Genomic DNA, 21309 nt, shown 5'->3' with positions numbered 1-21309 from the left:
ACGTTCGTCAGAGCCAGCCCTTGGCCTCCGCGGCGCGTGCCGCCTCGGCCCGGTTGCGGGCGCCGAGCTTGCCGATGGCCGACGACAGGTAGTTGCGTACGGTGCCGTCCGACAGGTACAGACGGCGGGCGATGTCGGCGATCGTCCCGCCCTCGGTGGCGGCGCGCAGCACGTCGCGTTCGCGGCCGGTGAGGGGGTTGGCGCCTTCGGAGAGGCTGGCGGCGGCCAGCTTCCTGTCGAACACCCGCTCACCGGCGTGCACCCGGCGGATCGCGTCGGCCAGCTCCCCGGCCCTGGCGTCCTTGACCACATAACCGGCGACGCCGGCGTCCATGGCGCGCCGCAGGTAACCGGGCCGCCCGAACGTCGTCAGGATGATCACCCGTACGCCGGTGAGCCCGGCCGCGACGGTGAGGCCGTCGCCGCCGGGCATCTCGATGTCGAGCAGGACGACGTCGGGCCGCGTCGCGGCGACCGCGGCACCCACCTCGTCCCCGCGGCCCACCTGGCCGGCGACCTCGATGCCGGGCTCCAGGCCGAGCAAGGCCGCCAGCGCCTCCCGTACGAGATGCTGGTCGTCGGCGAGCAGGACGCGGATCATGAGCTTCCTTTCGCAGGCGGCCGGGCCCGGGGAACGGCGTCTTCCCGGGGCGGGCGGGCCGGCAGAGGGACACGGGCGTGCAGGCGGAAGCCGCCGTGCTCGGCCGGTCCGCCGTGCAGGGTGCCGCCCGCGAGCTCGACCCGTTCGGCGAGCCCGCGCAGCCCGGTGCCGCCGTCGCCGGGGGCGGAGCCGCGGCCGTCGTCGGTGACCTCGACGTACGCCTCGCCGCCGGCGGTCCCCAGCCCGATGCGGCACCGGCGGGCGCGGCTGTGCCGGACCACGTTCGTCGCGCCCTCCCGCACCACCCACGCCAGCACCGGCTCCACCTCCGCGGGGACCGGCTCGGCGGACACCTCCACGGGCACGCCGGCGGCGGCGAGCGCCCGCCGCGCCCCGTCGAGTTCGTCCGGCAGCGACAGCTCCCGGTAGCCGGCGATCGCGTCGCGCACGTCCGACAGCGCCTGACGGGACAGGTCCTCGACGTCCCCGATCTCCGCAGCCGCCCGTGAAGGGTCCGCCGTGAGGAGTTTGCCCGCGAGCTGGCTCTTCAACGTCATCACCGCCAGGCTGTGGCCGAGGATGTCGTGCATGTCGCGGGCGAAGCGCAGCCGCTCGTTGTCCACGGCCAGCCGCTCCACCTCGGCGTTCGCCCGGGACAGGGCACGGTTCGCGGCGCTCAGCGCGAGGAAGGCGCGCATCGCCCCGGCGAACACCGCCGCCTGCAGCGGGATCCACCAGCTGTCCGCGAGCGACGCGCCCAGCAGCGGCAGCGCCAGCGCGACGCCTCCGACGGTCAGCGCGGCCCCGGCCGGCATGGCCCGCTCGGGCAGGGTCGCCGCCAGCGCCGTGATCAGGAAGAAGGAGGCGGCGAACACCCACAGCTCGCCCAGCGCCGGCGCCAGTCCGGCCGCGGCCGCGTACAGGAGGACGAGCGTGTACGGGGTCGCGTTCCCGTGCGGACGGTCCAGGGCCGTCCACACGACCCGGAGGTAGAGCGCGGCGAAGCAGACCAGCCCCGTTGCCACGAGCGCCACCTCGGCGGCGGACGGCGAGCGGGACAGGAAGCCGGGGAGCGGCCATACCAGGACGGCGAGGTAGACGGAGGTCCAGAGCCGGCCCTTCATGCCGATCACCCTAACCGGGGGACTCCGGGCGCAGACCTGACGAATGTCATGGGCTGGGCGACTTGACCTCAACCCCGGTCGAAGTCCCACACTTGATCGCATGGACGAGGTAATCGACAGCCCGACGGGCTGGGTGGCCGAGCACATCCGCCGCTACGTGGAGACGGACGGAGAGAGCGGGCACCTGTTCCAGGGGCTGCCCACGCTGCTGCTCACGACCCGGGGCAGGAAGTCGGGGCAACTGCGCCGCACGGCGCTGATCTACGGGCAGGACGGCGACCGCTACCTGCTCGTCGCCTCCAACGGCGGCTCCGCGAAGCACCCCGCCTGGTATCTCAACCTGACCGCTGATCCGGACGTCACCGTGCAGGTGCGGGCCGACAGGTTCGCCGCCCGCGCCCGCACCGCCACCGAGCAGGAGAAGAAGGAGCTGTGGCCGGGCATGGCCACCGTGTTCCCGACGTACGACACGTACCAGTCCAGAACGGACCGGGACATCCCGCTGGTGATCCTGGAGCCGTCAGGCGGGGACGAGGCCCTGGACCTCGGCGAGAAGCTCGAAGGAGCGTAGCCAGGCCTCCCGGTCGGGGGCCGCCGACACCGTGATGAGCTCGTCGGCCCCGACATGCTCGGCGAACCGGCCCAGATACTCCTTGACCTCGCCGGGCGTGCCGACGGCCGAGTACTTGGTCATCTGGAGGATCTGCTGGCCGGCGGGCGACTCCAAAATCATGTCCGCCTCTTCGGCGGTGAACTCACGCTCGCGGCCCAGCAGGAGACTCACCCGGTTGCGCTTGGCGGCCAGGAACTGCTCCTCCGCCTTTTCCTTGGTGTCGGCGGTGATCACGTTCACGCCGGCGATCACGTACGGCTCGGCGAGCTGCGCGGACGGCTTGAACTCGCGCCGGTAGAGCGCGACCGCCTCCTCCAGCGCGGCGGGCGCGAAGTGCGAGGCGAACGCGTACGGCAGCCCGAGCATGGCCGCGAGCTGCGCGCCGAACAGCGAGGACCCGAGGATGTACAGCGGCACGTCGGTGCCCTTGCCCGGTGTCGCGTCCACGCCCGGGATGCGGGAGTCACCGGTCAGGTAGCCCTGCAGCTCCAGCACGTCCTGCGGGAAGCTGTCCGCCGAGGAGGGCGTGCGGCGCAGCGCCCGCATGGTCTTCTGGTCGCTGCCGGGAGCCCGCCCGAGCCCCAGGTCGATCCGGCCGGGGTGCAGCGTGGCGAGCGTGCCGTACTGCTCGGCGATGGTCAGCGGGGAGTGGTTGGGCAGCATGACGCCGCCGGCGCCGAGACGGATGGTGCTCGTCCGCGCGGCCACGTGCGCGATCAGCACGCTGGTGGCCGAGGACGCGATCGAGGGCATGTTGTGGTGCTCGGCATACCAGATGCGCCGGTATCCCCACTGCTCGGCGCGCCGCGCCAGCTCCACGCTGGCGGCGAAACTGTCGGCGGCGGTCTCTCCCTTGCCGATGTACGCGAGATCGAGAATGGAGAGAGGCAGGGGCATGGGACGTACCTTTCCTTGAGCGGGTACCAAAACGTAACCGGTGCCCGGGTCCCATTATTTCCGGCGCACCTCCTCCTGGCCTGGCCGTCTTCTCCCTGGACGCCGGGTAGCATCCGCCATGTGAACCGTCGCATCGTCGCCCTTATGGTCATCATCGGGATGGTCGGGATGAGTGGGCTCGCCGTGGTCGTCTCGGCCGTGCAGTCGGGCGGTGGGTGGTAAGTACCTGACGGGTCCAGCGTTTCGTGACACGATGTCGGTGACTTCGAGGAGTGTCCGATGTGTGACGATCCGCTGCTTCCCGAGACTGTCGCCCGCGCGCTGACCGATTACCGGGACCTCCGCGATCAGCACGGCGTGTGCTGGGGCGAGGAGCCGCTGTCGTACGTGGTCCAGGCGTGGGCCACCGTCTTCCTCGACCGGAGCCACGACTACTGGGCCACCGGGATGCGGCAGCTCGCCGAGCGCCTGCCCGGGGCGTCCGAGGACGAGATCGACGACCGGATGGGCGAGGTGGACGTCGACCGGGTGGTCCGCGACGCGCTCGGCGGCGAAGCGCTCACCTCACTGCCCGCGCTGCGGCTGCGGCCCAGCGCGGTCACGCTGGAGGCCCGCGCGCGGGTGGTGCTCGGTGACGAGCCAGGCCGTACGTGGTTGCTGCTGGACTCGAGCCGGGACGAGCCGGTCACGGTGCTCGTGGACGGCGACGCGTACGAGGTCCCGCCACGCGGAGCGAAGATCGTCGGCGTGCGGCGGGAGGTCGTCGCCGACGGGGCGCCGGTCGATCTGGCGCCGCTGACCAGGCGGGCGGAGGCGGCGGCGGTGCGGCTGCGCGCCGGGTTCCCGTGCCGGTGGAGCGTGACGTCGGCCGGCGGGCAGGGCTGGTATCCCGAGGGCGCCCCGCCCAAGGTCGACGGGCACGGCAGAGCGTACTTCCACGGCGACGACCTGGTGGTGGCCGTGCCCGCCGAGCCGATCACGGTGACGGTCACCAGGGGCATGGAGTACGCCGAGTCCGAGGTCGCGCTGACCCCGGCCGCGGGCGGGGAGACGCTGGTCGAGCTGACCCCCGAGCGGCTGTACGACGCGGCGGCGCACGGCTGGTACGGCGGCGACATGCACGTCCACCTCAACTGGATGGGCGAGGAACCGGCCGCACCCGGGCTGGCCGCGGCCGCCCAGCACGGCGAGGACCTGCACGTGCTCAACCTGGTGGCCGGGAACGTGGCGAGCGCGCGGGTCTACGACCGGGAGGCGCTCGAACACTGGCTGGGCCGCGATCTGCCGTGGTCCGACGGGCGCCACCTGGCCAGGATCGGCGTGGAGTACCGCAACGACCTGGTCGGCCACGTCGGCGCCTTCGGGCTGCGCGGGCTGCCCGAGCGCTTCCACACGGGCTTCTCCGGCGACGCCGACTGGCCCCCGAACGCGGTCGCCTGCGAGAAGCTGCACGAGATGGGCGCGGTGCTCGGCTACGGGCACCCGTTCCACTTGCCGGTCTCCGACACCGACCCGCCGGAGGCAGCGGTGCGGCGCGGGCGCAACTGCTCGGCCAGGGAGATCGTCGCCGACGCGGCGCTCGGCCTGATCGACACGCTGGACGTGCTCAACCACTCGTCGATCAGCGCCACGGCCGCCGTCTACCGGCGCCTGATCGGGGCCGGCAACCGGCTGACGGTGACCGCCGGCACCGACGCGGTGCTGTCGTTCTGCCACCGCGGCACCTCGTCGGGCCCGCCCGGGTGGGAGCGGGTGTACGCGCGGGTGGACGGCCCGCTCACCGCCGAGTCGTTCGCCGAGGCGATCCTCATGGGCCGCACGTTCGCCACCACCGGCCCGTGGCTCGACCTCACGGTGAACGGCCACGCCCCCGGCGACACGCTGGACCTGGCGCCCGGGGAGCACGTCGAGATCACCGTCACCTCGGTCGGGCCCGAGGTCGAGACCCTGGAGATCCGCACCGCCGACGGGGTGGTGGCCCAGGGGCCGCCCGGCCGCCTCACGGCCACGCTGACCGCGGGCGAGCCCACGTACGTGGTCGCGGTCGCCACCGGAGGGCCGCACCCGCGAAGCTTCCACGGAAGCGGCGCGTACGCGCACACGAGCCCGGTCTACCTGAACGTGGCGGGCACGCGTGTGGCGCGGCCCGAGGACGTGCGGTGGTGCCTGGACTGGCTGGACCGGCTGGAGGAGGTGCTGCGGGAGTCGGGGGTCTTCGCGACCAAGGACCAGTACGACGACCACGTGGCGCTCTACGACCGCGCGCGGCAGGTCTACCGGGCCAGGCTGGGCTAGGCCAGGCAGAGGTCCGCGCCGGCGGGGGCGGTGTCGTCGTCGAGACCCTCCAGGAGGACGGCGGCCAGGCTGCGGCGCTGGGCGGCCGTGAGGGTCATCGGCAGCACGATCGGCATCAGCTCGATGGCGCCGCCGGGCAGGTGACGGACATGGCAGGGGACGAGGGAGGAGGTGTGGAACACTCCCTCACTATGGCAGCCGCCACCGACAAGATCAGGCGGTTTTCCATGCCCGCGCCGACATCAAGGTCCTCGCAAGGCAGCGCGCTGCGCGCGAACCCGACTCGGGCGGCGCTCTGCGGGGGAGCCAAGCTCCCCCACACCCCCTTGCCAGGGGCTCCCGCCCCCGGACCCCGTGTGTGAGGCGGTTTCCGTCGAACAGGAAGGGGACGGCGCGATGGGGCTCCCGCCCCCGGACCCCGTGTGTGAGGCGGTTTCCGTTCAGAAGGGGGCGGACGGTTCGCCTCCGGACCTGGTGTGAGGCGGTTTCCGTCAAACAGGAAAGGGGACGGCGCGATCGGGCTCCCGCCCCTGGACCCCGCGTGTGAGGCGGTTTCCGTTCAGAAGGGGTGAGGATGGGGTCATGATCAATGAGAGCGGCATGCTTGACGTAGGCGACGGCAACCACGTGCATTGGGAGGTCCACGGCGCGCCCGGTGGGAAACCCGCCGTGGTGGTCCATGGCGGTCCGGGGTCGGGGGCGAGTCCCGGGTGGCTGCGGTTCTTCGACCTGGAGAAGTACCGGGTCGTGCTGTTCGACCAGCGCGGCTGTGGAAGGAGCACGCCTGACGCGGCCGACCACGACACGGACCTGTCCGTGAACACCACCCTCCACCTGATCGCCGACATGGAGCTGCTCCGCGAGCACCTGGGCATCGACCGGTGGATGCTGTTCGGCGGCTCGTGGGGGACGACGCTCGGCCTGGCCTACGCGATCCGCCACCCCGACAGGGTCACCGAGATCGTCATGTCCGGCGTCGCCACCACCACCCGGTGGGAGGTGGAGTGGATCACCGAGGGCGTCGGCCACTACTTCCCCCGCGAGTGGGAGCGGTTCCGCGACGGCGCCCCGGGTGGCGGGCGGCTCGTCGACGCCTACGCCCGGCTGCTCGCCGACCCCGACCCGGCCGTCCGGGAGAAGGCGGCCCGCGACTGGTGCGACTGGGAGGACTCCCACGTACGGGTGCGCGCCGACCAGGAGCCCGACCCGCGCTACACCGACCCCCGGTTCAGGATGCGGTTCGCGCGGCTGGTCACCCACTACTGGAGCAACCACGCCTGGCTGGAGGACGGCGAGATCCTGGCCGGGGTGGAGAAGCTGGGCGACGTGCCCGGCGTCCTGGTACACGGCCGGATCGACCTGAGCAGCCCGCTGCGGACGGCGTGGGAGCTGTCGAGAGCGTGGCCGGGCTGCGAGCTGGTGATCGTCGAGGAGGCGGGCCACAGCGGCGGTCAGCCGGGCATGCGCGACGCCCTGAAGGCGGCGGTCGAGCGGTTCGCCCGATAAGGGCCGGTGAACGGCGCGCCGCACACCGGGTGGCCGTCGGCAAGGACCCCGCGATGATCCCGGGTGAACGGGCGCGCCGCACACCTGGGTGGCTGTCGGCAAGGACCCCATGACGATCCCGGGTGAACGGCGCGCGCCGCACATCCGGGTGGTCGTCGGCTACGCTGCACGGCGTGGCGCTCGCTGTTGACGTGGTGGTCCGATATCGCAAGGCCGTGACCTACGGCGTGCACGCCCTGCTCGCCGCGCTGGAGACCGCGGGGGTCGAGCACGGGCTGCGCCTCGGCACCACCGTCGAGGAGACGGCGGCGCAGATCGCCGCCAGCCGGGCCGACCGGGTGCTGGTCCTGTGGTCGTTCTACTCGCCCGACGCCGACGCGATGGCCGCCGAGTTGGCGGCGGTGCGGGCGCTGGCAGATCGGGACGGCGTCCTGCACATCGCGGGCGGCGTGCACGCCACCGCCGAGCCGCAGCAGGTCATCGACGCCGGATGGGACCTGGCCGGCGTCGGCGAGGGCGAGTCGACGATCGTCGCGCTCGTCGAGGCGTTGCGCGGCGGCGACCCGCTCACGGGCGTCCCCGGGCTCGCGCTCAGGGACGCCGACGGGGTCGCGCTGCGCACCCGCCCGGCGCCGCAGCTCCCGCTGGACGCGTTCCCGTCCTTCCCGGCCCGGCGCGGGCGGTTCGGGCCGATCGAGATCACCAGAGGGTGCCGTTACACCTGTCGCTTCTGCCAGACGCCCTTCATGTTCGGCGGCCAGTTCCGCCACCGATCGGTGGCGAGCGTGCGCGAACACGTGCGGGAGATGGCCGGGCACGGGCTGCGCGACGTCCGGTTCATCACGCCGACCTCGCTCTCGTACGGGTCGCCGGGGCCGGGCCCCGACCTGGACGCCGTGGAGGAGCTGCTGGCCGGGGTCAAGGAGGAGCTGCCGCCGCACGGCCGGGTGTTCTTCGGCAGCTTCCCCTCCGAGGTGCGGCCCGAGCACGTGACGCCCGAGGCCATGCGGCTGCTCAAGCGCTACGTCGCCAACGACAACCTGATCATCGGCGCTCAGTCGGGCTCCGACCGCGTGCTCGCGGCCTCGGGGCGCGGCCACGACACCTCACCCGTACGCGACGCGGTGCGGATCGCGGTGGAGCACGGCTTCCGGCCGAACGTCGACTTCATCTTCGGCATGCCGGGCGAGCAGGAGGACGACCAGGAGGCCTCGCTCAGGCTGGCCGCCGATCTGGCCGACCTGGGGGCGCGCATCCACACCCACACCTTCATGCCGCTGCCGGGCACTCCGTGGCGCGACGCCGAGCCCGCGTTCATCCCCCTGGCCACGGTGCGTGAGCTCGACCGGCTGGCTCAGCGCGGCGACGCCTACGGCCACTGGCGCAAGCAGGCCGAGCACGCCGCGAGACTGGCCGAGACCGCCAAGGCCTACCCGCGCCGGACCCGCCGGCGCCGGACGGGCTAGCGTTCGTCGTCGTCCTGGTCGTAGGCGGGCCCCTCGTCGTCGGGGAGCAGGTCGTCCAGGACGCGGTTCACCGCGTCGCCCAGCGGGCGGAACGCCTGGGTGAGCGCGTTGGCCAGCGGCCCGAAGATCTCGCTCACCTCGCGCAGCAGGTCGTCGCTCTTGTCCTCGGGCGGCGCCCAGCGCATGGCGTCGGCGCTCAGCGTCTCCCACTCGTCGACGACGCCGTCGATGGCGTCGAGCACGTGGTCTGGATCCCTCGGCATGACGTTCTCCAGGAGGGGAATCGGATTAACACCACGGTAACCCGTACCCGCCCGATCACGTCAGACCGGGATCGACACTCCGACGCCGCCGCGCGTGTGTGCGCCGAACCGTTCCTTGGCGGCGGCCAGGTCGAGCGGCAGGACGCGGGTCCTGGCGGAGAGCAGCTCGTCGTCGATCATGTCGGCCGGCACCAGCCAGGACACCTCGAACTCCAGCCCGTCAGGGTCGTGCGCGTAGAGCGCCTTGGTGGTGGCGTGGTCGGAGGCGCCCACCAGCGCGCCGAGCTCGCTCAGCTTGGCGGCGACGCGCTCCAGCTCGTCGAGCGTGTCGACCTCCCACGCCAGGTGGTAGAGCCCGACGGCGGTGCGCCCGGCGGGCGACGGCCCGGCCTGCGCGCCGATCTGGAACAGCCCCAGGTCGTGGTCGTTGGACGAGCCGGCCGCCTGGAGGAACGCGGCGCCGGGCATCTCCATGACCGGCTCGAAGCCGAGGGCCTCGCGGTAGAAGGCGACGCTGCGCTCGACGTCCCGAACGTAGAGGACCGCATGATTGAGCCGCTGGACGGGCATGATGATCTCCTTTGGCCGGATTCGTTCCCAAGTATATGAGAGTTCAAGTAAATTGTCAGATGTGACCCGATGGCTGGACGACGAAGAGCAGCGCACCTGGCGGAGCTTCATGGCGGCGACCCAGCTCGTGCATGAGGCGCTCGACCGGCAGTTGCAGCGCGACGCCGGGATGCCGCACGCGTACTACATGATCCTGGTGGCGCTGTCGGAGGCGCCGGGGCGCGCGCTGCGGATGAGCGAGCTGGCCGCGAAGGCGCAGAGCTCGCAGAGCCGGCTCTCGCACGCGGTGGCCCGGCTGGAGGAGCGCGGCTGGGTCCGCCGCGACCGCTGCCCCGAGGACCGGCGCGGCAACGTCGCCGTGCTCACCGACGCGGGCTTCGCGGCGCTGGAGTCCGCCGCGCCCGGTCACGTCGAGGAGGTGCGCCGCGTCCTGTTCGACGTGCTCACGCCCGAGCAGGCCGGCAGCCTGCATGAGATCTGCGCCACGGTACGGGACACGCTGAAGCGATAGCCGGAAACTGTCGGCGCCCCGTCGTACCGTGTCCCGGGTAGTCGTATGAGGAGACGGGGATGCACGACGAAGAGGCGCTGTTCCGCACGGTTCACGGCATCGCGGGCCGGTTCGCCGGCCAGCCGGTGCCCGTGGTGATCGACGCGCTGTTGCGGCAGTTGCCCCAGGCCCCCGGCTTCACCGGCGCCGACATCCGGCGCATCGCCGAGGAGATCAGCGTGGGCCGCGACCCGTCAGGCCTCTGACCCCACTCCGGCGGGCTCCTGCTCGCGCAGGCCCCACGGCGACCCGTACTCCTCCAGCAGGTCCAGGAACGGGCGCGGCGGGAACGCCTCGGGGCCGAGCACGCCCTCGCCCCGCCACGTGCCGCCGGCGACCAGTTCCAGCGCGGCGACCGGGTTGACGGCGGTCTGCCAGACCACGGCCTGCGAGCCGTACTCGCGCATCGACCACTGATTGTCGACCACGTGGTAGAGGTACACCTCGCGCGGCCGGCCGTCCTTGACGCCCTTCACCCAGGTGCCGGCGCAGGTCTTGCCGTGCATGCGGTCGCCCAGCTCGGCCGGGTCGGGCAGCACGGCGGCCACCACGTCGCGCGGCGAGACCCGGGCGGGGCCGCGGTCGGTCCGCACGGTGACCGGCCGGGTGCCGTCCAGGCCCAGCTCGTGCAGGGTCTTGAGCCTGGAGATGAAGTCCTCGCCGAGCCCGTACTTGAAGGTGACCCGCCCGGCGTCCACCCAGCGGGGGACCAGCAGCACCTCCTCGTGCTCGACGTTCACGCACTCGATCGGGCCGATGCCCTCGGGGAAGTCGAACACCTCCGGCTCGCTGAACGGCTCGGTGGTGAACCACCCCCGGTCGCGCTCGTAGACGAGCGGCGGGTTGAGGCACTCCTCGATCGTGGTCCAGATGGAGAACGACGGGGCGAACTCGTAGCCGTCGACGGTGAGGTTGCCGCCGTCGCGTACGCCGATCTCCTCGATCTCGTCGAACAGCTCGTCGGCGGCGTAGCGGGCGAACACGTCGGACAGCCCCGGCTCGACGCCCATGCCGACCAGCGCCAGCCGGCCGGCCCGCCGCCAGTCGCCGTCGCGGGCGAACTGCTCGTCGCCGAGCTTCACCCCGACCTGCTCGTACGGGTGCTCGGGGTGCGGCCTGGACATGGACATCGCCATGTCGAGATAGTGCGCCCCGCCCGCGAGCGCCGCCTCGAACAGCGGCATCACGAAGCGGGGGTCGGTGGCGTTGAGCAGGACGTCGCACCGGTGGCCGAGAAGCAGGCCGACGACCGCCGAGGTGTCGGAGGCGTCGACCGCGGCCGCGGTGAAGCGGGTCTCGCCGGGGCCGAGCGCGGCGACGGCCGCCTGAGCCCGGGAAATGTCGTAGTCGGCGACCACCATATGGTCGAAGAACTCGCGGCGGGTGGCGATGCGGGTGATGGCGGTGCCCACACCGCCGGCGCCCACAAGAAGAATACGCATGATCTCTCCTGGTTGCGGGGGGTGCCCTTCAAGGAAAGACGAGTACGCTCATCAACGTCAATGGTGTTGGCATAAGGAGAGGTATGCCGAAGCGCGTAGTGCCCGAGGCGGCACGACGGCGGCGCCGGCCCACCCGGCAGGGCCGGGTGCTCAGCCACGAGCTGATCATCGCCACCGCCCTGCGCATGCTCAAGGAGCACGGCGCGGCGGGCCTGACGGCCAGGCGGCTGGGGCTGGCGCTGGGCGCCGACGCCAGCACGATCTACCGCTACTTCCGGGGCATGGACGACCTGACCCTGGCCATCGCCGACGCGCTGTTCGCCGCGGCGCTGGAGAGCTGGCGCGCGACCGGCGACTGGCGGGCCGACCTGCGGGCGCTGGGGCTGAGCATCTACCGGGCCTACCTGTCGCACCCGCAGGCGGCCGTGCTCACCGCGAGCCGGGTGGCGGGCCGCCCGCACGAGGTGGCGGTGGACGAGACGATCCTCGGCATCCTGCGCACCGAGGGCTTCCCCGACCCCGACGCCGTGCGGGTCTACCACGCCTTCATCGACCAGAGCCTGGCCTTCGCCGTGCTCGACGCCGCCTCCCTGGCGCTGCCCGAGGCGGCACGGCAGGCCGACCAGGAGGTCTGGCGCGAGACCTACGCCCGCCTCCCGGCCGAGACCCACCCCCACATCGCCGCCACGGCGCCCCTCCTGGTGGCCAGGATGAACGACAGCGGCTACCCGGCGGCCCTGGACATGCTCCTCGACAGCGCGGCCCGGCAACTCAGGGATCGGTCAGGGTGAGGTAAGGGACGACGCCGGATGTCGCGGCGCCGTCCTCCCGGAAGACTCTCTGCCATGACCGGAGTCACCGAGGAACTGCCCGCCACCGAGGCCGATGCCGACGTGGAGGGGTCCCGGCCGCGCGGGGGCGTGGCGGGGCGGCCGGCGGGCGGACTCCCCGCCGGTTCCCGGGCCTACCCGCTCGTCGCGCTCGCCGCGATCGTGTCCGGCGTGGCCGGGATCGGGTTCGCGCAACTCGACTCCGATCTGAACCCGCTGCACGTGACCGTGAGCGAGTACGCCGTGGCCGACCGCGGGGGCGTCACGGAGGTCGCGATGGCGGTGGTGGCCCTGGGCTCGCTGGCGCTGCTGGCGGGGTTGCGGTCTATGGGGGCTCCGGTGAGGGGGATGCCGGAGAGGCTGCTCCTGGTGTGGTCGGGCGCGCTGCTGGTGGCGGCGGCCGTCCCGACCACACCGTTCGGCGCCGACCCGACGTTCGCCGCGCAGGTTCACCAGTACGTGTCGATCGCGGCGTTCGTCAGCCTGCCGGCGGCGGGGGCGCTGCTGGTGCCCAGGCTGGCCCGCGACCCCGTGTGGCGGCCGGTGGCCAGGGTCGTCGAGTGGCTGGCCCTGGCGGGCGGGCTCGGGGTGCTGGCGATCACGTACGTGGCGCTGCCCGGGGAGCGGGTCATGATCGGGTTGGTGGAGCGGGCGCTGCTGGGCGCGGAGGTGGCGTTGCTGGCCGTGCTGGCAGCATGGTTGGTGCGCGTGGTCTGGGTCAGTACCACAGTCAAAATCACGACATATCACAGATTTATCGCTAGTTGATCTTATCTCGGCCTCGATGAGTGCTATTCTCTCCCGCGATCTTCTAACCGGGAGCAGGTGTCATGGCATCGGGCAGATCCATCCGATTCAAGATCTCGACGCTGCTCGTCATCCCGCTGGTCTCCCTGGTCGCGCTCTGGGGATTCGCCGCGAGCACGACGTCGAGGGAGGCGCTGAACCTCCTCAAGGTCGAGACCTTCTGGACCGGGATCATCGATCACGCCGACTTCCTCGTGGTCAACCTCCAGGCCGAGCGCCTGGCCTCCGCCGAGCTGCTGTCCGGCGCTCCCGTCAACGCCAAGAAGCTGGCCGACGCCCGTGCCACGGTGGACCGGGTCAGGAAGAACCTGACCGACGGCGCGCTGTCCGAGGACACCCAGGCGGCGCTCGACGACGACATGAAGACGCAGCTCGCCGACGTCTTCAAGGCCGTCGACCGGCTGACGGAGATCAGGAGCAAGGTCGACAGCCGGACGCTGACCCCGCACGCCCTGATCACCGAGTACGCCACCATCCCGGACGCCATCGACCGCCTGTACGCGGCCTTCACCGTCAGCACCGACGTCGAGCTGTCCCGGCAGTCGCAGGCCCTGATCATGGCCGCGCAGGTGCGCGAGCTCCTCAGCCGCGAGCACGCCCTGATCGTCGCGGGCAACGCCGTCCCCGGCGGCGACGGGTGGACGATGGCCGAGATCCACCTGCTGGCCGGCATCGACGGCGCGCGCACGTACCTCTTCCCCAAGGTCATGGCCAACCTGGACCCCGAGATGCGGGCCCCGCTGGAGAGGATGGCCGCCACCGGGAACTACGGCTCCGTGGAGCGGCTGCTGCACTCGTACGTCTCCGGCCAGCCGGTGGACCTGCAGGTGTGGCGGGGTCAGGTCGAGCCGGTGCTGGAGGAGTACACCCAGGGCCTCTACACGGCCGGTGACATCCTGCTGGCCCGGATGGAGCCCGCCGGCATGGTCATCATCGTGCGCGCCGCCGTCGCGGGCGCGCTCGGGCTCATCGCGGTCGTCTTCTCCGTCGTCGTCTCCGTACGGGTCGGCCGGCGGCTCTCGCGCGAGCTGGCGGCGCTGCGCGGCTCCGCGCAGGAGCTGGCCGAGGTGCGCCTGCCCGGCGTGGTCGCCAAGCTGCGCCGCGGCGAGCCGGTGGACCAGGCCGCCGAGGTTCCGCCGATCGAGGTGGAGGCGGGCGCCACCAGCGAGGTGACCGACCTGGCGGCCTCGTTCGACAGCGTCCGGCACACCGCGGTCGACGCCGCGCTGGAGCAGGCCAGGCTGCGCGAGGGCGTGGCCGAGGCGCTGCGCAACCTGGCCAGGCGCAGCCAGTCGCTGGTCCAGCGCCAGCTCAAGCTGCTGGACGAGATGCAGCGGCAGACCGAGGAGCCGGAGGCGCTGGAGAGCCTGTTCAAGCTCGACCACCTGACGACCCGCATGCGCCGGCACGCCGAGGGCCTGGTGCTGCTGTCCGGCGGCGCGGCCGGCCGGCGCTGGCGCGGCGTCATCGGCGTCGAGGACATGCTGAACGGGGCCGCGGGCCAGGTCGAGGAGTACACCCGGGTGCGCGTCTACCCGATGCCGGAGTGCGGCATCCCGGGTGAGGCGGTGGCCGACCTCATGCACCTGTTCGCCGAGCTGATCGAGAACGCGGCCACCTTCTCCGCGCCAGGCAGCGAGGTGTCGGTCCGCGGCGAGCTGGTCGGCAAGGGCTTCGCGGTCGAGGTCGAGGACCGCGGGCTGGGCATGACGGACGAGGCCAGGGAGGCCGTCAACCGGCGGCTGGCCAGCCCGCCCGAGTTCGACCCTGCGCGGACCGAGCAGCTCGGCTTCGCGGTGGTCGGCATGCTGGCGGCCAGGCACGGGGTGAGCGTCACGCTCAAGCCCTCGCCGTACGGGGGGACCACGGCGATCGTGCTGGTGCCCGTGCAGCTGGTCCAGCAGATGCCGTCGATCCGGACGCCGGAGCCGCCCGAGCTGGAGTCCGTCACGGTGTCGGTGGTCGGCAGGGAGAGCAGAGAGGGCAGGGAGGGCAGGGAGGGCACGGAGACGCAGAGCGCTCCGCAGGACAACCGGCCTCCCGCGGGCCCGGGGCCGAGCGAGCTGCCGCGCCGGGTCCGTACCGCCAAGCGCAACGCCGAGTCGTCGGGGGGATCAGGGCTGCCCCGCCGGGTCCGCCAGGCCAACCTGCCGGAGCGGCTCAAGCAGCAGAGCGCGCCGGTCGCGGAGGAGCCGCGGGAGCCGGCGCAGGAGCGCTCGCCCGAGGAGACCAGGGCCCTGCTCTCGTCTCTCCAGTCGGGCTGGCAGCGCGGACGTCAGGACAGTGACCAGGACGGGGGGACGCCATCGTGAGTCGCGAGCGTGAGTGGGTCGACGAGGAGGCCGGGCCTGTCGTGCGCCCGTACGCGGTGACCCGCGGACGCACCAGGCCCGCGGCCAAGGCGCTGTCCACCGTGCTCGACATGCTGGCCACCGTGTCGCTCACCGGGCAGCCCGCTCCGGCGAACGCGGAGCTGGGGGCCCAGCACCGGCGGCTGCTGAACTGCGTGGTCCAGCACGCCAGGCCGGTCGCCGAGATCGCGGGGGAGCTCGACCTGCCGGTGGCGGTGGTCAGGGTGCTGATCGGCGACCTGATCGACTACGGCCTGGTCGTGGTGAAGGCGCCGCGGTCGAAGGCCGCGACGCCTACGGAGAGCCTCCTGCGTGAAGTGATCAACGGGCTGCGCGCGCTCTAACCTGTCGTGGTCAGCGTGCGCAGCGAGTGCTCGACAAGGGTGATCATGACTTCCTTGGCCGAGTTGCGCCGCCGCACGTCGCACAGCATCACGGGGACGTCCGGGTCCAGGTCGAGCGCGATGCGCACGTCCTCCACGCTGTGCTGCTCGGCGTCGTCGAAGCAGTTGACGGCCACCACGAACGGCGTGCCGCGCTGCTCGAAGTAGTCGACGGAGGGGAAGCAGTCGGTCAGCCGCCGGGTGTCGGCGATCACGACCGCGCCCAGCGCGCCGTAGGACAGCTCGTCCCACATGAACCAGAACCGCTCCTGGCCGGGGGTGCCGAACAGGTAGACGACCAGGCCCTCGCGGATCGTGATGCGGCCGAAGTCCATCGCCACGGTCGTGGTGGTCTTGGCCTCGACGCCGTCGAGGTCGTCGACGCCGACCCCGCGGTCGGACAGCACCTCTTCCGTGCGCAGCGGCCTGATCTCACTGATCGACCCCACCAGGGTGGTCTTCCCCACGCCGAAGCCCCCGGCAATGAGGATCTTGAGCGCGACGGGGTCCTCAGAGAGCACGGAGTCCATTGATCACTTCCTTGAGAATGCCCTCACTCGGGCGCGATCCCGCCGCTGAGGGGGCCGACACCGAGATGAGGCCTTGGTCACGCAGGTCGCCCAGCAGCACCCGGACGACGCCGACAGGCAGATCGAGCTCGACGGCCACGTCGGCCACCGAGATCGGGTTGCGAGCCGCCCGGAGAATGAGCGACTGCTCGGGGGAGAGGCTGCCCGGAGCTTCCCCCACGGCGCGGACGGTCGCGACGAGGTCGAGATTGTCCCCCGACGACCTCGTACGACCTCGGATGAGGGCGTAGGGCCGCACGATCGGCCCCGCGTCCTCGTCCAACCACTGCGGGGTATCGCTCATGGCATGGCTCGCGGGTTGGTCGTGATGTGCTGGCCCACCCGCTTGACCAGCATCGCCATCTCGTAGGCGATGTGGCCCACGTCGACGTTGGCGTCGGCGAGCACCGCGAGGCACGTGCCCTGGCCCGCCGCCGTCACGAACAGGAACGCGGACTCCATCTCCACGATGGTCTGGCGTACGTCACCGCCGCCGAAATGGCGGCCGGTGCCCCGGGCCAGGCTCTGGAAACCGGCGGCCACGGCGGACAGATGCTCGGCGTCCTCGCGGGTCAGACCCTTGGAATAACCGACGGCCAGGCCGTCGGTCGACAGGATGACCGCTTGCCTGACCGCGCCCACCCTGGTCGTCAGGTCGTCAAGGAGCCAGTTCAGCTCACCGGTGTTGGTCGTCGGCACACTCATGCCTCCCCCTCCTCATCAGCTTCTTCTCGGGCGCGCTGGGTTCCCCGCTGGAACGCGGAGAACAGGTCGCGTACCTCGTCGGGAGAGCGTTCGTTCTTCCGCTCGGGCTCCGGCTCGGGCGGCTGGCCGTCCTTGAGCCGGGATGACAATGTGGCCTGCCGGACCCGCCTTGGCAAGCCCGCGTGCGTGCCGCTGACCACCGCCAGGGCCTTCTTCCTGGTCCGGCCCGGCAGCGAGGGCAGCCCGTCGTTCTTGGCGGGGGGCAGTTCCTGCTGGTCGGTGACGAGCCTGTCCGGCACGAACACGATGGCGGTGGTGCCGCCGAACGGTGATCGCCTCAGCAGCACCTTGATGGCGTGCCGCTGGGCCAGCTTGGCGACCACGAACAGGCCGAGCCTGTCGCTGTCGGCCAGGTCGAACTCCGGAGGTTCCGTCAGGACGCGGTTGTAGGCGTCGTACTCCTCCGGCTGCAGCCCGAGCCCGCGATCCTCCACCTCGACCGAGTAGCCGTTGCTGACCCGGTCGCCGCGGACGTGGACCGTGGTGTCGGGCGGTGAGTAGATCGTGGCGTTCTCCACCAGCTCGGCGATCAGGTGGGTGAGGTCGGCCGCGGCCGAGCCGTCCACCGCGCTGCCGTGCATGCCGGCCACGTCGACCCGGGTGTAGTCCTCCACCTCGGCGATGGCCGCCCGGACGACGTCGATCACCGGCACCGGCTTGCGCCAGGCCCGTCCGGGGGCGGAGCCCGAGAGGATGATCAGGCTCTCCGCGTGCCGCCGCATGCGGGTGGTCAGGTGGTCGAGCCGGAAGAGCTCCTCCAACTGGTCCGGGTCGTGGGTGCGCCGCTGCATGCCGTCGAGCACCGACAGCTGGCGGTGCAGCAGGCCCTGCTTACGCCGGGCCAGGTTCAGGAAGACCTGGCCGAGCCCGCGGCGCAGCGCGGCCTGGCCGACGGCGGCGCGCACCGCGGTGGCCTGGACCGCGCCGAACGCGCCGGCCACGTCGCTGATCTCGGCCGAGCCGCTGACCTGGATCGGTCTGGCCGCCTGGGCGACGTCGACCTCCTCGCCCCTGCTGAGCCGCCTGACCAGGTCGGGCAGGCGCTGCTCGGACAGCTCGACGGCGGCCGAGCGCAGCCCGGCCAGCTCGGCGCCGAGCCGGCGGCCGAAACGCACCGAGATGATGATCGAGGCCAGCACGGCGACCAGGCCGACGCCGCCGGCGACGCCGATCTGGACCCTGGTGGCGGTGACCGCGCCGGCGGCCCTGCCGCCCAGCTCCTCGGCCGCCAGGCCGTTGATCCTCTCCAGCTCGGTGATCACCTTGCCGGTGTTGTCGTTCCAGCTCCCGCCGTCGGGCGGCGGCGCGCCGGACCTGATGACCCGGGCCTCCATGGTGGCGAAGGTCAGGAAGGTCTGGCTCTTGAAGAGCTCCTCGTACGGCTGGCGCAGCTCGACGTCGAGACCCGCGAGGCCGCGCGCGTGCAGGAACTTCCTGGAGGAGGCGTACTCGGTGAAGGCGGCCGCCTCGGGCTCGATCAGCCGGCCGTCGAGCTGGGCGGCCCGGACGAGGGCGTGCTCCCTGAGCAGGAACTCGTGCGCGTTGCTCATCGTCTGCAGCGCGGTGACCTGCTGGTAGATGGTCAGCTCGGGGGCGGGGGCGAGGTGGTCGTAGAACCGGAACATGGCGTCGAGCAGCCGGTTGTACTCGTTGAGTCCGAGCATCCTGGTGCTGAAGCCGCCGTCGATGCCCGAGCGGATGGCGTGCAGCCGCGACAGCTCGGCCTGCACGGTGTTGAGCGGCGCGCGCATGTCGTCGGCGAGGTCGTCCTCGGCCCGTATGACGGCTTCGCGGAAGGCGTCGACCGCGGTGTCGGTGCGGGCGCGCTGCTCGCCGAGCTCGGCGCTGGGCTCACCGTCCGTGAGCTTGAGAAGTGAGCGCTCCCGCTCGGCCTGGAGCTCGACGCCCAGCTCAGTGGAGGTGACGCCGACCGTCTGGTGAAGGGAGTCGCCGCGCAGCAACGACCATCCGTCGCTCACAGTGAGGTTGAGCACGAAGCCCCAGAGCGCGCTCAAGGACAGGAGGGGTAACAGCAGCAATATAAAGATCTTGAACCGAATTGACCGGTTTTGCGAGCCCATGTCCCAACCTCGGAGTCGAGGGCATTTCCACAACTTCTGTGTAAATACACCTCCGGAAGATCGCACAGGAGACTAGCACCGATTAAGCACCCGCCGCAGTGGGAGGAACAGGGATGTTTTCTGCGATTACCGAAGCGGACCCCAGGAAGGTACCGAGTAGGACACGAGGGTATTACCTCTCCGTCTCACCCTGAGAGCTCCCCGACGGCCCGATGGGCGGCGGTGACGGCGGCGTCCGCCCTGGCAGAGGGAGCCGCGTCCGATCCGGCCAGCCCGATCCGGCCGAACCGCCTGCGCGCCGCCTCGGCCGGCGACGGCCCGTCGGGATGGAACCCGTGCCACGGACGGCAGTATTCGGGCGAGTAGCCATGACCCCACCGGTAGACTGCCACCGCCTCGACGTCCCTGCCCGGATCGAACCCGCCGGCGCCGAGCAGCCGCGCGAGCTGGTCGCGCGCCCCGAACTCCAGCATCGCGTACGGGGTGCGCAGCAGCGCCTGCCGCCCGGCGGCCGCCCCCTCGGCGGGACCCAGCTCCGAACGGGAGGGCGCGGCCACCAGCCGCGCCGTGACGCCGTCGCCGGAGTCGTGGGTCAGCTCGCTCATGCACCAGTACGCGCCGGTCCAGCGGGTGCGCGAGACGCCGAGCCGCCGCCAGGCGTCCGCGCTGCGCAGCCGCACCACGGCCTCCACCAGCGGCGTCTTCACCGCCGCGCGGAGCGCCGTGCGCTGCGCGCCCGGCAGGTCGGGGACGAGGTACGGGACGACGGAGTGCCAGCAGGCGAGGATCACCGCCCCGGCGCCGACGGACCTGACCTCGTGGCCGTCGAAGTAGCCGACGGTGGCGGTGGTCGCGGTCTCGGGCGGGCCGTCGTTGCGCACGGACACGACGGGGCTCGACAGCCGGAACCTGGCCCTGCCGCCCATCGCGTCCAGCATCGCCCGGACGAGCCCGTGCACCCCGCCGGGCAGGTGCGCCACCCGGCCGGTCACTCCCCACTCCTTGGCGATCGTGGGCGCGCTGAACCGCGACGGCTTGCCCTCGTCCAGCCCGAGCCCGCCGAACCCGGGGTAGCCGAGCCCCCAGGCGTCCACCGCGCCCAGGACACGCGTGTCGTACCCCCAGGAGGCGCTGGGCAGGGTCCGGTGGAACCGCTCGGCGTCCGGGTGCACGCGCAGCGAGTCCAGCAGATAGCGGGAGTAGGTGAGGTCGGCCAGGCGCTCCTGCTTGGCCTCCGGCCCGAGCCCGGGGAACGGGTCGGGCGGGTCGGTGTGCAGGCGGATCAGGTCCTGCCTGGCGGCGTCGGCGACGGGCAGGCGGCCGATCCACCCGGCGGCGCTCGCGCCGGTGGACACCAGCGTCTCGACGGGGAACGTCTCGCGGTCGCACATCACGCTGTCGTCGGCGCCGCACTCCTGGCACGGTGCGGCCACGACGCCGAGCCGGTCGAGCAGCTCGCGGAACTCCGGCGTCCAGGTCACGGGCGCCGCCACCGAACCCGAGCCGGGACGCTGGGCGTGGCCGCCGATCGTGTCGTGGTTGTCCAGGATCAGCACGCGCGCCCCGGGATGGCGGCGCAGCCACTCGTGGGCGGCGCTCACCCCGCTCAGCCCGGCCCCCACCACCACCAGGTCGTAGGCCTCCCCCGTCGGCACGGGCGGGTCCGCCTGCTGCCAGAACCGGCCGTCGCGCAGCGCGTGGAGCACGCCGAGCGCCTGGGAGGTGTTGCCGCGGAACGCCGGCGCCGCCGGGGCCGACGAGGCGGCATAGGCCGTTCCGGCTCCTCCCGAGGCGCCCAGGGCCGCGGCGCCCGCCGTCACGGCCACCCCGTCGAAGAAGTCGCGGCGCGAGATGGCGCGCCCCATGCCCAGTTCGCGTCCCGCCGCCGAACGGCCGATGTCCCCCATGGGGCCGATCATCGGGACTCGTCGGAAAAGGCCAATGGCGCCGCGCTGCGGGTGGCTGAGTCTTTGCGCTACTTGTGACGGTGAATGCCGTTGGGTAAATGCCGTCCGATTCGCCGAGCGCGGGCCGTAGTCGCTGCTAGAAGGTGGGTTGGGCGGTCTTGTCGAATGCGTTGAATCCGGTGGATAGCGCCGTTGCCGGTTCGCGCGGCGCGCGTTTCCTTTAGCGTCTACCCGATGCCGTTGAAGTGAAATGGAGAACTCATGCTTAAGGCATTTTCCGCCGCATTTC

The 21309-nt window shown here is 72.0% G+C and carries 22 protein-coding genes; 10 read left to right on the top strand and 12 right to left on the bottom strand.

Features of this window, described 5'->3' with window-relative positions; translation table 11 throughout:
• Positions 1 to 7 precede the first annotated feature (7 nt).
• Together AB0K05_RS24490 and AB0K05_RS24485 are read right to left on the bottom strand one after the other, a co-directional pair.
• Positions 8 to 601 (bottom strand): response regulator transcription factor, encoded by a 594-nt coding sequence (locus AB0K05_RS24490; protein WP_271276672.1) that lies wholly within the window; start codon positions 599 to 601, stop codon positions 8 to 10.
• Complete coding sequence (locus AB0K05_RS24485) at positions 598 to 1725, bottom strand: sensor histidine kinase (RefSeq protein WP_364231852.1); 1128 nt, start codon at positions 1723 to 1725, stop codon at positions 598 to 600. The genes AB0K05_RS24490 and AB0K05_RS24485 overlap by 4 nt, the downstream gene beginning before the upstream one ends.
• Before the next feature lie 100 nt (positions 1726 to 1825).
• On the opposite strand from AB0K05_RS24485, the gene AB0K05_RS24480 reads away from it, so the two are divergent.
• The gene (locus AB0K05_RS24480) at positions 1826 to 2296 is read left to right on the top strand and encodes a nitroreductase family deazaflavin-dependent oxidoreductase (RefSeq protein ID WP_364231850.1); all 471 of its coding nucleotides are present in this window, start codon (positions 1826 to 1828) and stop codon (positions 2294 to 2296) included.
• Here AB0K05_RS24480 and AB0K05_RS24475 read toward each other — a convergent pair.
• A complete protein-coding gene (locus AB0K05_RS24475; protein WP_364231848.1) occupies positions 2246 to 3235 on the bottom strand; it encodes an LLM class flavin-dependent oxidoreductase in 990 nt (329 codons plus the stop codon). The genes AB0K05_RS24480 and AB0K05_RS24475 overlap by 51 nt on opposite strands.
• A gap of 279 nt (positions 3236 to 3514) precedes the next feature.
• On the opposite strand from AB0K05_RS24475, the gene AB0K05_RS24470 reads away from it, so the two are divergent.
• Positions 3515 to 5530 carry a CehA/McbA family metallohydrolase gene (locus AB0K05_RS24470; RefSeq protein ID WP_364231846.1) on the top strand — a complete coding sequence of 672 codons (2016 nt, stop codon included), beginning with the start codon at positions 3515 to 3517 and terminating at the stop codon, positions 5528 to 5530.
• On the opposite strand, the gene AB0K05_RS24465 is transcribed toward AB0K05_RS24470, so the two are convergent.
• The gene (locus tag AB0K05_RS24465) at positions 5527 to 5712 is read right to left on the bottom strand and encodes a hypothetical protein (protein WP_219545470.1); all 186 of its coding nucleotides are present in this window, start codon (positions 5710 to 5712) and stop codon (positions 5527 to 5529) included. The two genes, AB0K05_RS24470 and AB0K05_RS24465, sit on opposite strands and share 4 nt — an antisense overlap.
• Before the next feature lie 400 nt (positions 5713 to 6112).
• Between AB0K05_RS24465 and pip the strand changes: the two genes are divergently transcribed.
• Both pip and AB0K05_RS24455 read left to right on the top strand, forming a co-directional pair.
• Entirely contained in the window at positions 6113 to 7036 is a 924-nt protein-coding gene (pip, locus tag AB0K05_RS24460; protein ID WP_271276677.1) for a prolyl aminopeptidase, read from the top strand.
• Positions 7037 to 7209: 173 nt separating this feature from the next.
• Entirely contained in the window at positions 7210 to 8502 is a 1293-nt protein-coding gene (locus AB0K05_RS24455; protein WP_271276678.1) for a TIGR04013 family B12-binding domain/radical SAM domain-containing protein, read from the top strand.
• Here the strand turns inward: AB0K05_RS24455 and AB0K05_RS24450 are convergent.
• On the bottom strand, positions 8499 to 8765 hold the full coding sequence (locus AB0K05_RS24450; RefSeq protein ID WP_148036198.1) for a hypothetical protein: 267 nt from the start codon (positions 8763 to 8765) through the stop codon (positions 8499 to 8501). The genes AB0K05_RS24455 and AB0K05_RS24450 overlap by 4 nt on opposite strands.
• 60 nt (positions 8766 to 8825) lie before the next feature.
• A complete protein-coding gene (locus AB0K05_RS24445) occupies positions 8826 to 9335 on the bottom strand; it encodes a VOC family protein (protein WP_271276679.1) in 510 nt (169 codons plus the stop codon).
• A gap of 61 nt (positions 9336 to 9396) precedes the next feature.
• Between AB0K05_RS24445 and AB0K05_RS24440 the strand changes: the two genes are divergently transcribed.
• Complete coding sequence (locus tag AB0K05_RS24440) at positions 9397 to 9846, top strand: MarR family transcriptional regulator (protein ID WP_271276680.1); 450 nt, start codon at positions 9397 to 9399, stop codon at positions 9844 to 9846.
• Positions 9847 to 9905: 59 nt separating this feature from the next.
• Positions 9906 to 10091 (top strand): hypothetical protein, encoded by a 186-nt coding sequence (locus tag AB0K05_RS24435; RefSeq protein ID WP_148036200.1) that lies wholly within the window; start codon positions 9906 to 9908, stop codon positions 10089 to 10091.
• Here AB0K05_RS24435 and AB0K05_RS24430 read toward each other — a convergent pair.
• Positions 10080 to 11327 (bottom strand): saccharopine dehydrogenase C-terminal domain-containing protein, encoded by a 1248-nt coding sequence (locus AB0K05_RS24430; RefSeq protein ID WP_364231840.1) that lies wholly within the window; start codon positions 11325 to 11327, stop codon positions 10080 to 10082. The genes AB0K05_RS24435 and AB0K05_RS24430 overlap by 12 nt on opposite strands.
• 83 nt (positions 11328 to 11410) lie before the next feature.
• On the opposite strand from AB0K05_RS24430, the gene AB0K05_RS24425 reads away from it, so the two are divergent.
• The 4 genes from AB0K05_RS24425 (at position 11411) to AB0K05_RS24410 (ending at position 15659) form a co-directional block, all read left to right on the top strand.
• Positions 11411 to 12118 carry a TetR/AcrR family transcriptional regulator gene (locus tag AB0K05_RS24425; protein WP_148036202.1) on the top strand — a complete coding sequence of 236 codons (708 nt, stop codon included), beginning with the start codon at positions 11411 to 11413 and terminating at the stop codon, positions 12116 to 12118.
• Positions 12119 to 12172: 54 nt separating this feature from the next.
• Positions 12173 to 12925, top strand: a complete 753-nt coding sequence (locus AB0K05_RS24420; protein WP_364231837.1) for a DUF998 domain-containing protein — start codon at positions 12173 to 12175, stop codon at positions 12923 to 12925.
• Between the two features lie 62 nt (positions 12926 to 12987).
• Positions 12988 to 15276: a nitrate- and nitrite sensing domain-containing protein gene (locus AB0K05_RS24415; RefSeq protein ID WP_364231834.1), complete on the top strand. Its 2289-nt coding sequence runs from the start codon at positions 12988 to 12990 to the stop codon at positions 15274 to 15276.
• The gene (locus AB0K05_RS24410; RefSeq protein WP_148036205.1) at positions 15273 to 15659 is read left to right on the top strand and encodes a DUF742 domain-containing protein; all 387 of its coding nucleotides are present in this window, start codon (positions 15273 to 15275) and stop codon (positions 15657 to 15659) included. Before AB0K05_RS24415 ends, AB0K05_RS24410 begins: the two co-directional genes overlap by 4 nt.
• Here the strand turns inward: AB0K05_RS24410 and AB0K05_RS24405 are convergent.
• The 5 genes from AB0K05_RS24405 to AB0K05_RS24385 all read right to left on the bottom strand — a co-directional run bounded on the left by AB0K05_RS24405 (position 15656) and on the right by AB0K05_RS24385 (position 21020).
• Positions 15656 to 16228 carry an ATP/GTP-binding protein gene (locus AB0K05_RS24405; protein WP_148036206.1) on the bottom strand — a complete coding sequence of 191 codons (573 nt, stop codon included), beginning with the start codon at positions 16226 to 16228 and terminating at the stop codon, positions 15656 to 15658. The two genes, AB0K05_RS24410 and AB0K05_RS24405, sit on opposite strands and share 4 nt — an antisense overlap.
• Complete coding sequence (locus tag AB0K05_RS24400) at positions 16209 to 16571, bottom strand: DUF742 domain-containing protein (RefSeq protein ID WP_148036207.1); 363 nt, start codon at positions 16569 to 16571, stop codon at positions 16209 to 16211. The genes AB0K05_RS24405 and AB0K05_RS24400 overlap by 20 nt, the downstream gene beginning before the upstream one ends.
• Positions 16568 to 16972, bottom strand: a complete 405-nt coding sequence (locus AB0K05_RS24395; protein ID WP_148036208.1) for a roadblock/LC7 domain-containing protein — start codon at positions 16970 to 16972, stop codon at positions 16568 to 16570. Before AB0K05_RS24395 ends, AB0K05_RS24400 begins: the two co-directional genes overlap by 4 nt.
• Entirely contained in the window at positions 16969 to 19071 is a 2103-nt protein-coding gene (locus AB0K05_RS24390) for a nitrate- and nitrite sensing domain-containing protein (RefSeq protein WP_271276685.1), read from the bottom strand. Before AB0K05_RS24390 ends, AB0K05_RS24395 begins: the two co-directional genes overlap by 4 nt.
• A 227-nt stretch (positions 19072 to 19298) precedes the next feature.
• Positions 19299 to 21020, bottom strand: a complete 1722-nt coding sequence (locus tag AB0K05_RS24385; RefSeq protein WP_364231829.1) for an NAD(P)-binding protein — start codon at positions 21018 to 21020, stop codon at positions 19299 to 19301.
• Positions 21021 to 21309: the final 289 nt, after the last annotated feature.

Origin of the sequence: Nonomuraea sp. NPDC049486, from assembly GCF_040676925.1 — a bacterium.
Taxonomy (GTDB): domain Bacteria; phylum Actinomycetota; class Actinomycetes; order Streptosporangiales; family Streptosporangiaceae; genus Nonomuraea; species Nonomuraea ferruginea.
The sequence above is the reverse complement of the archived record's forward strand: the minus strand, read 5'-3'. Positions and strand labels throughout refer to the sequence as shown.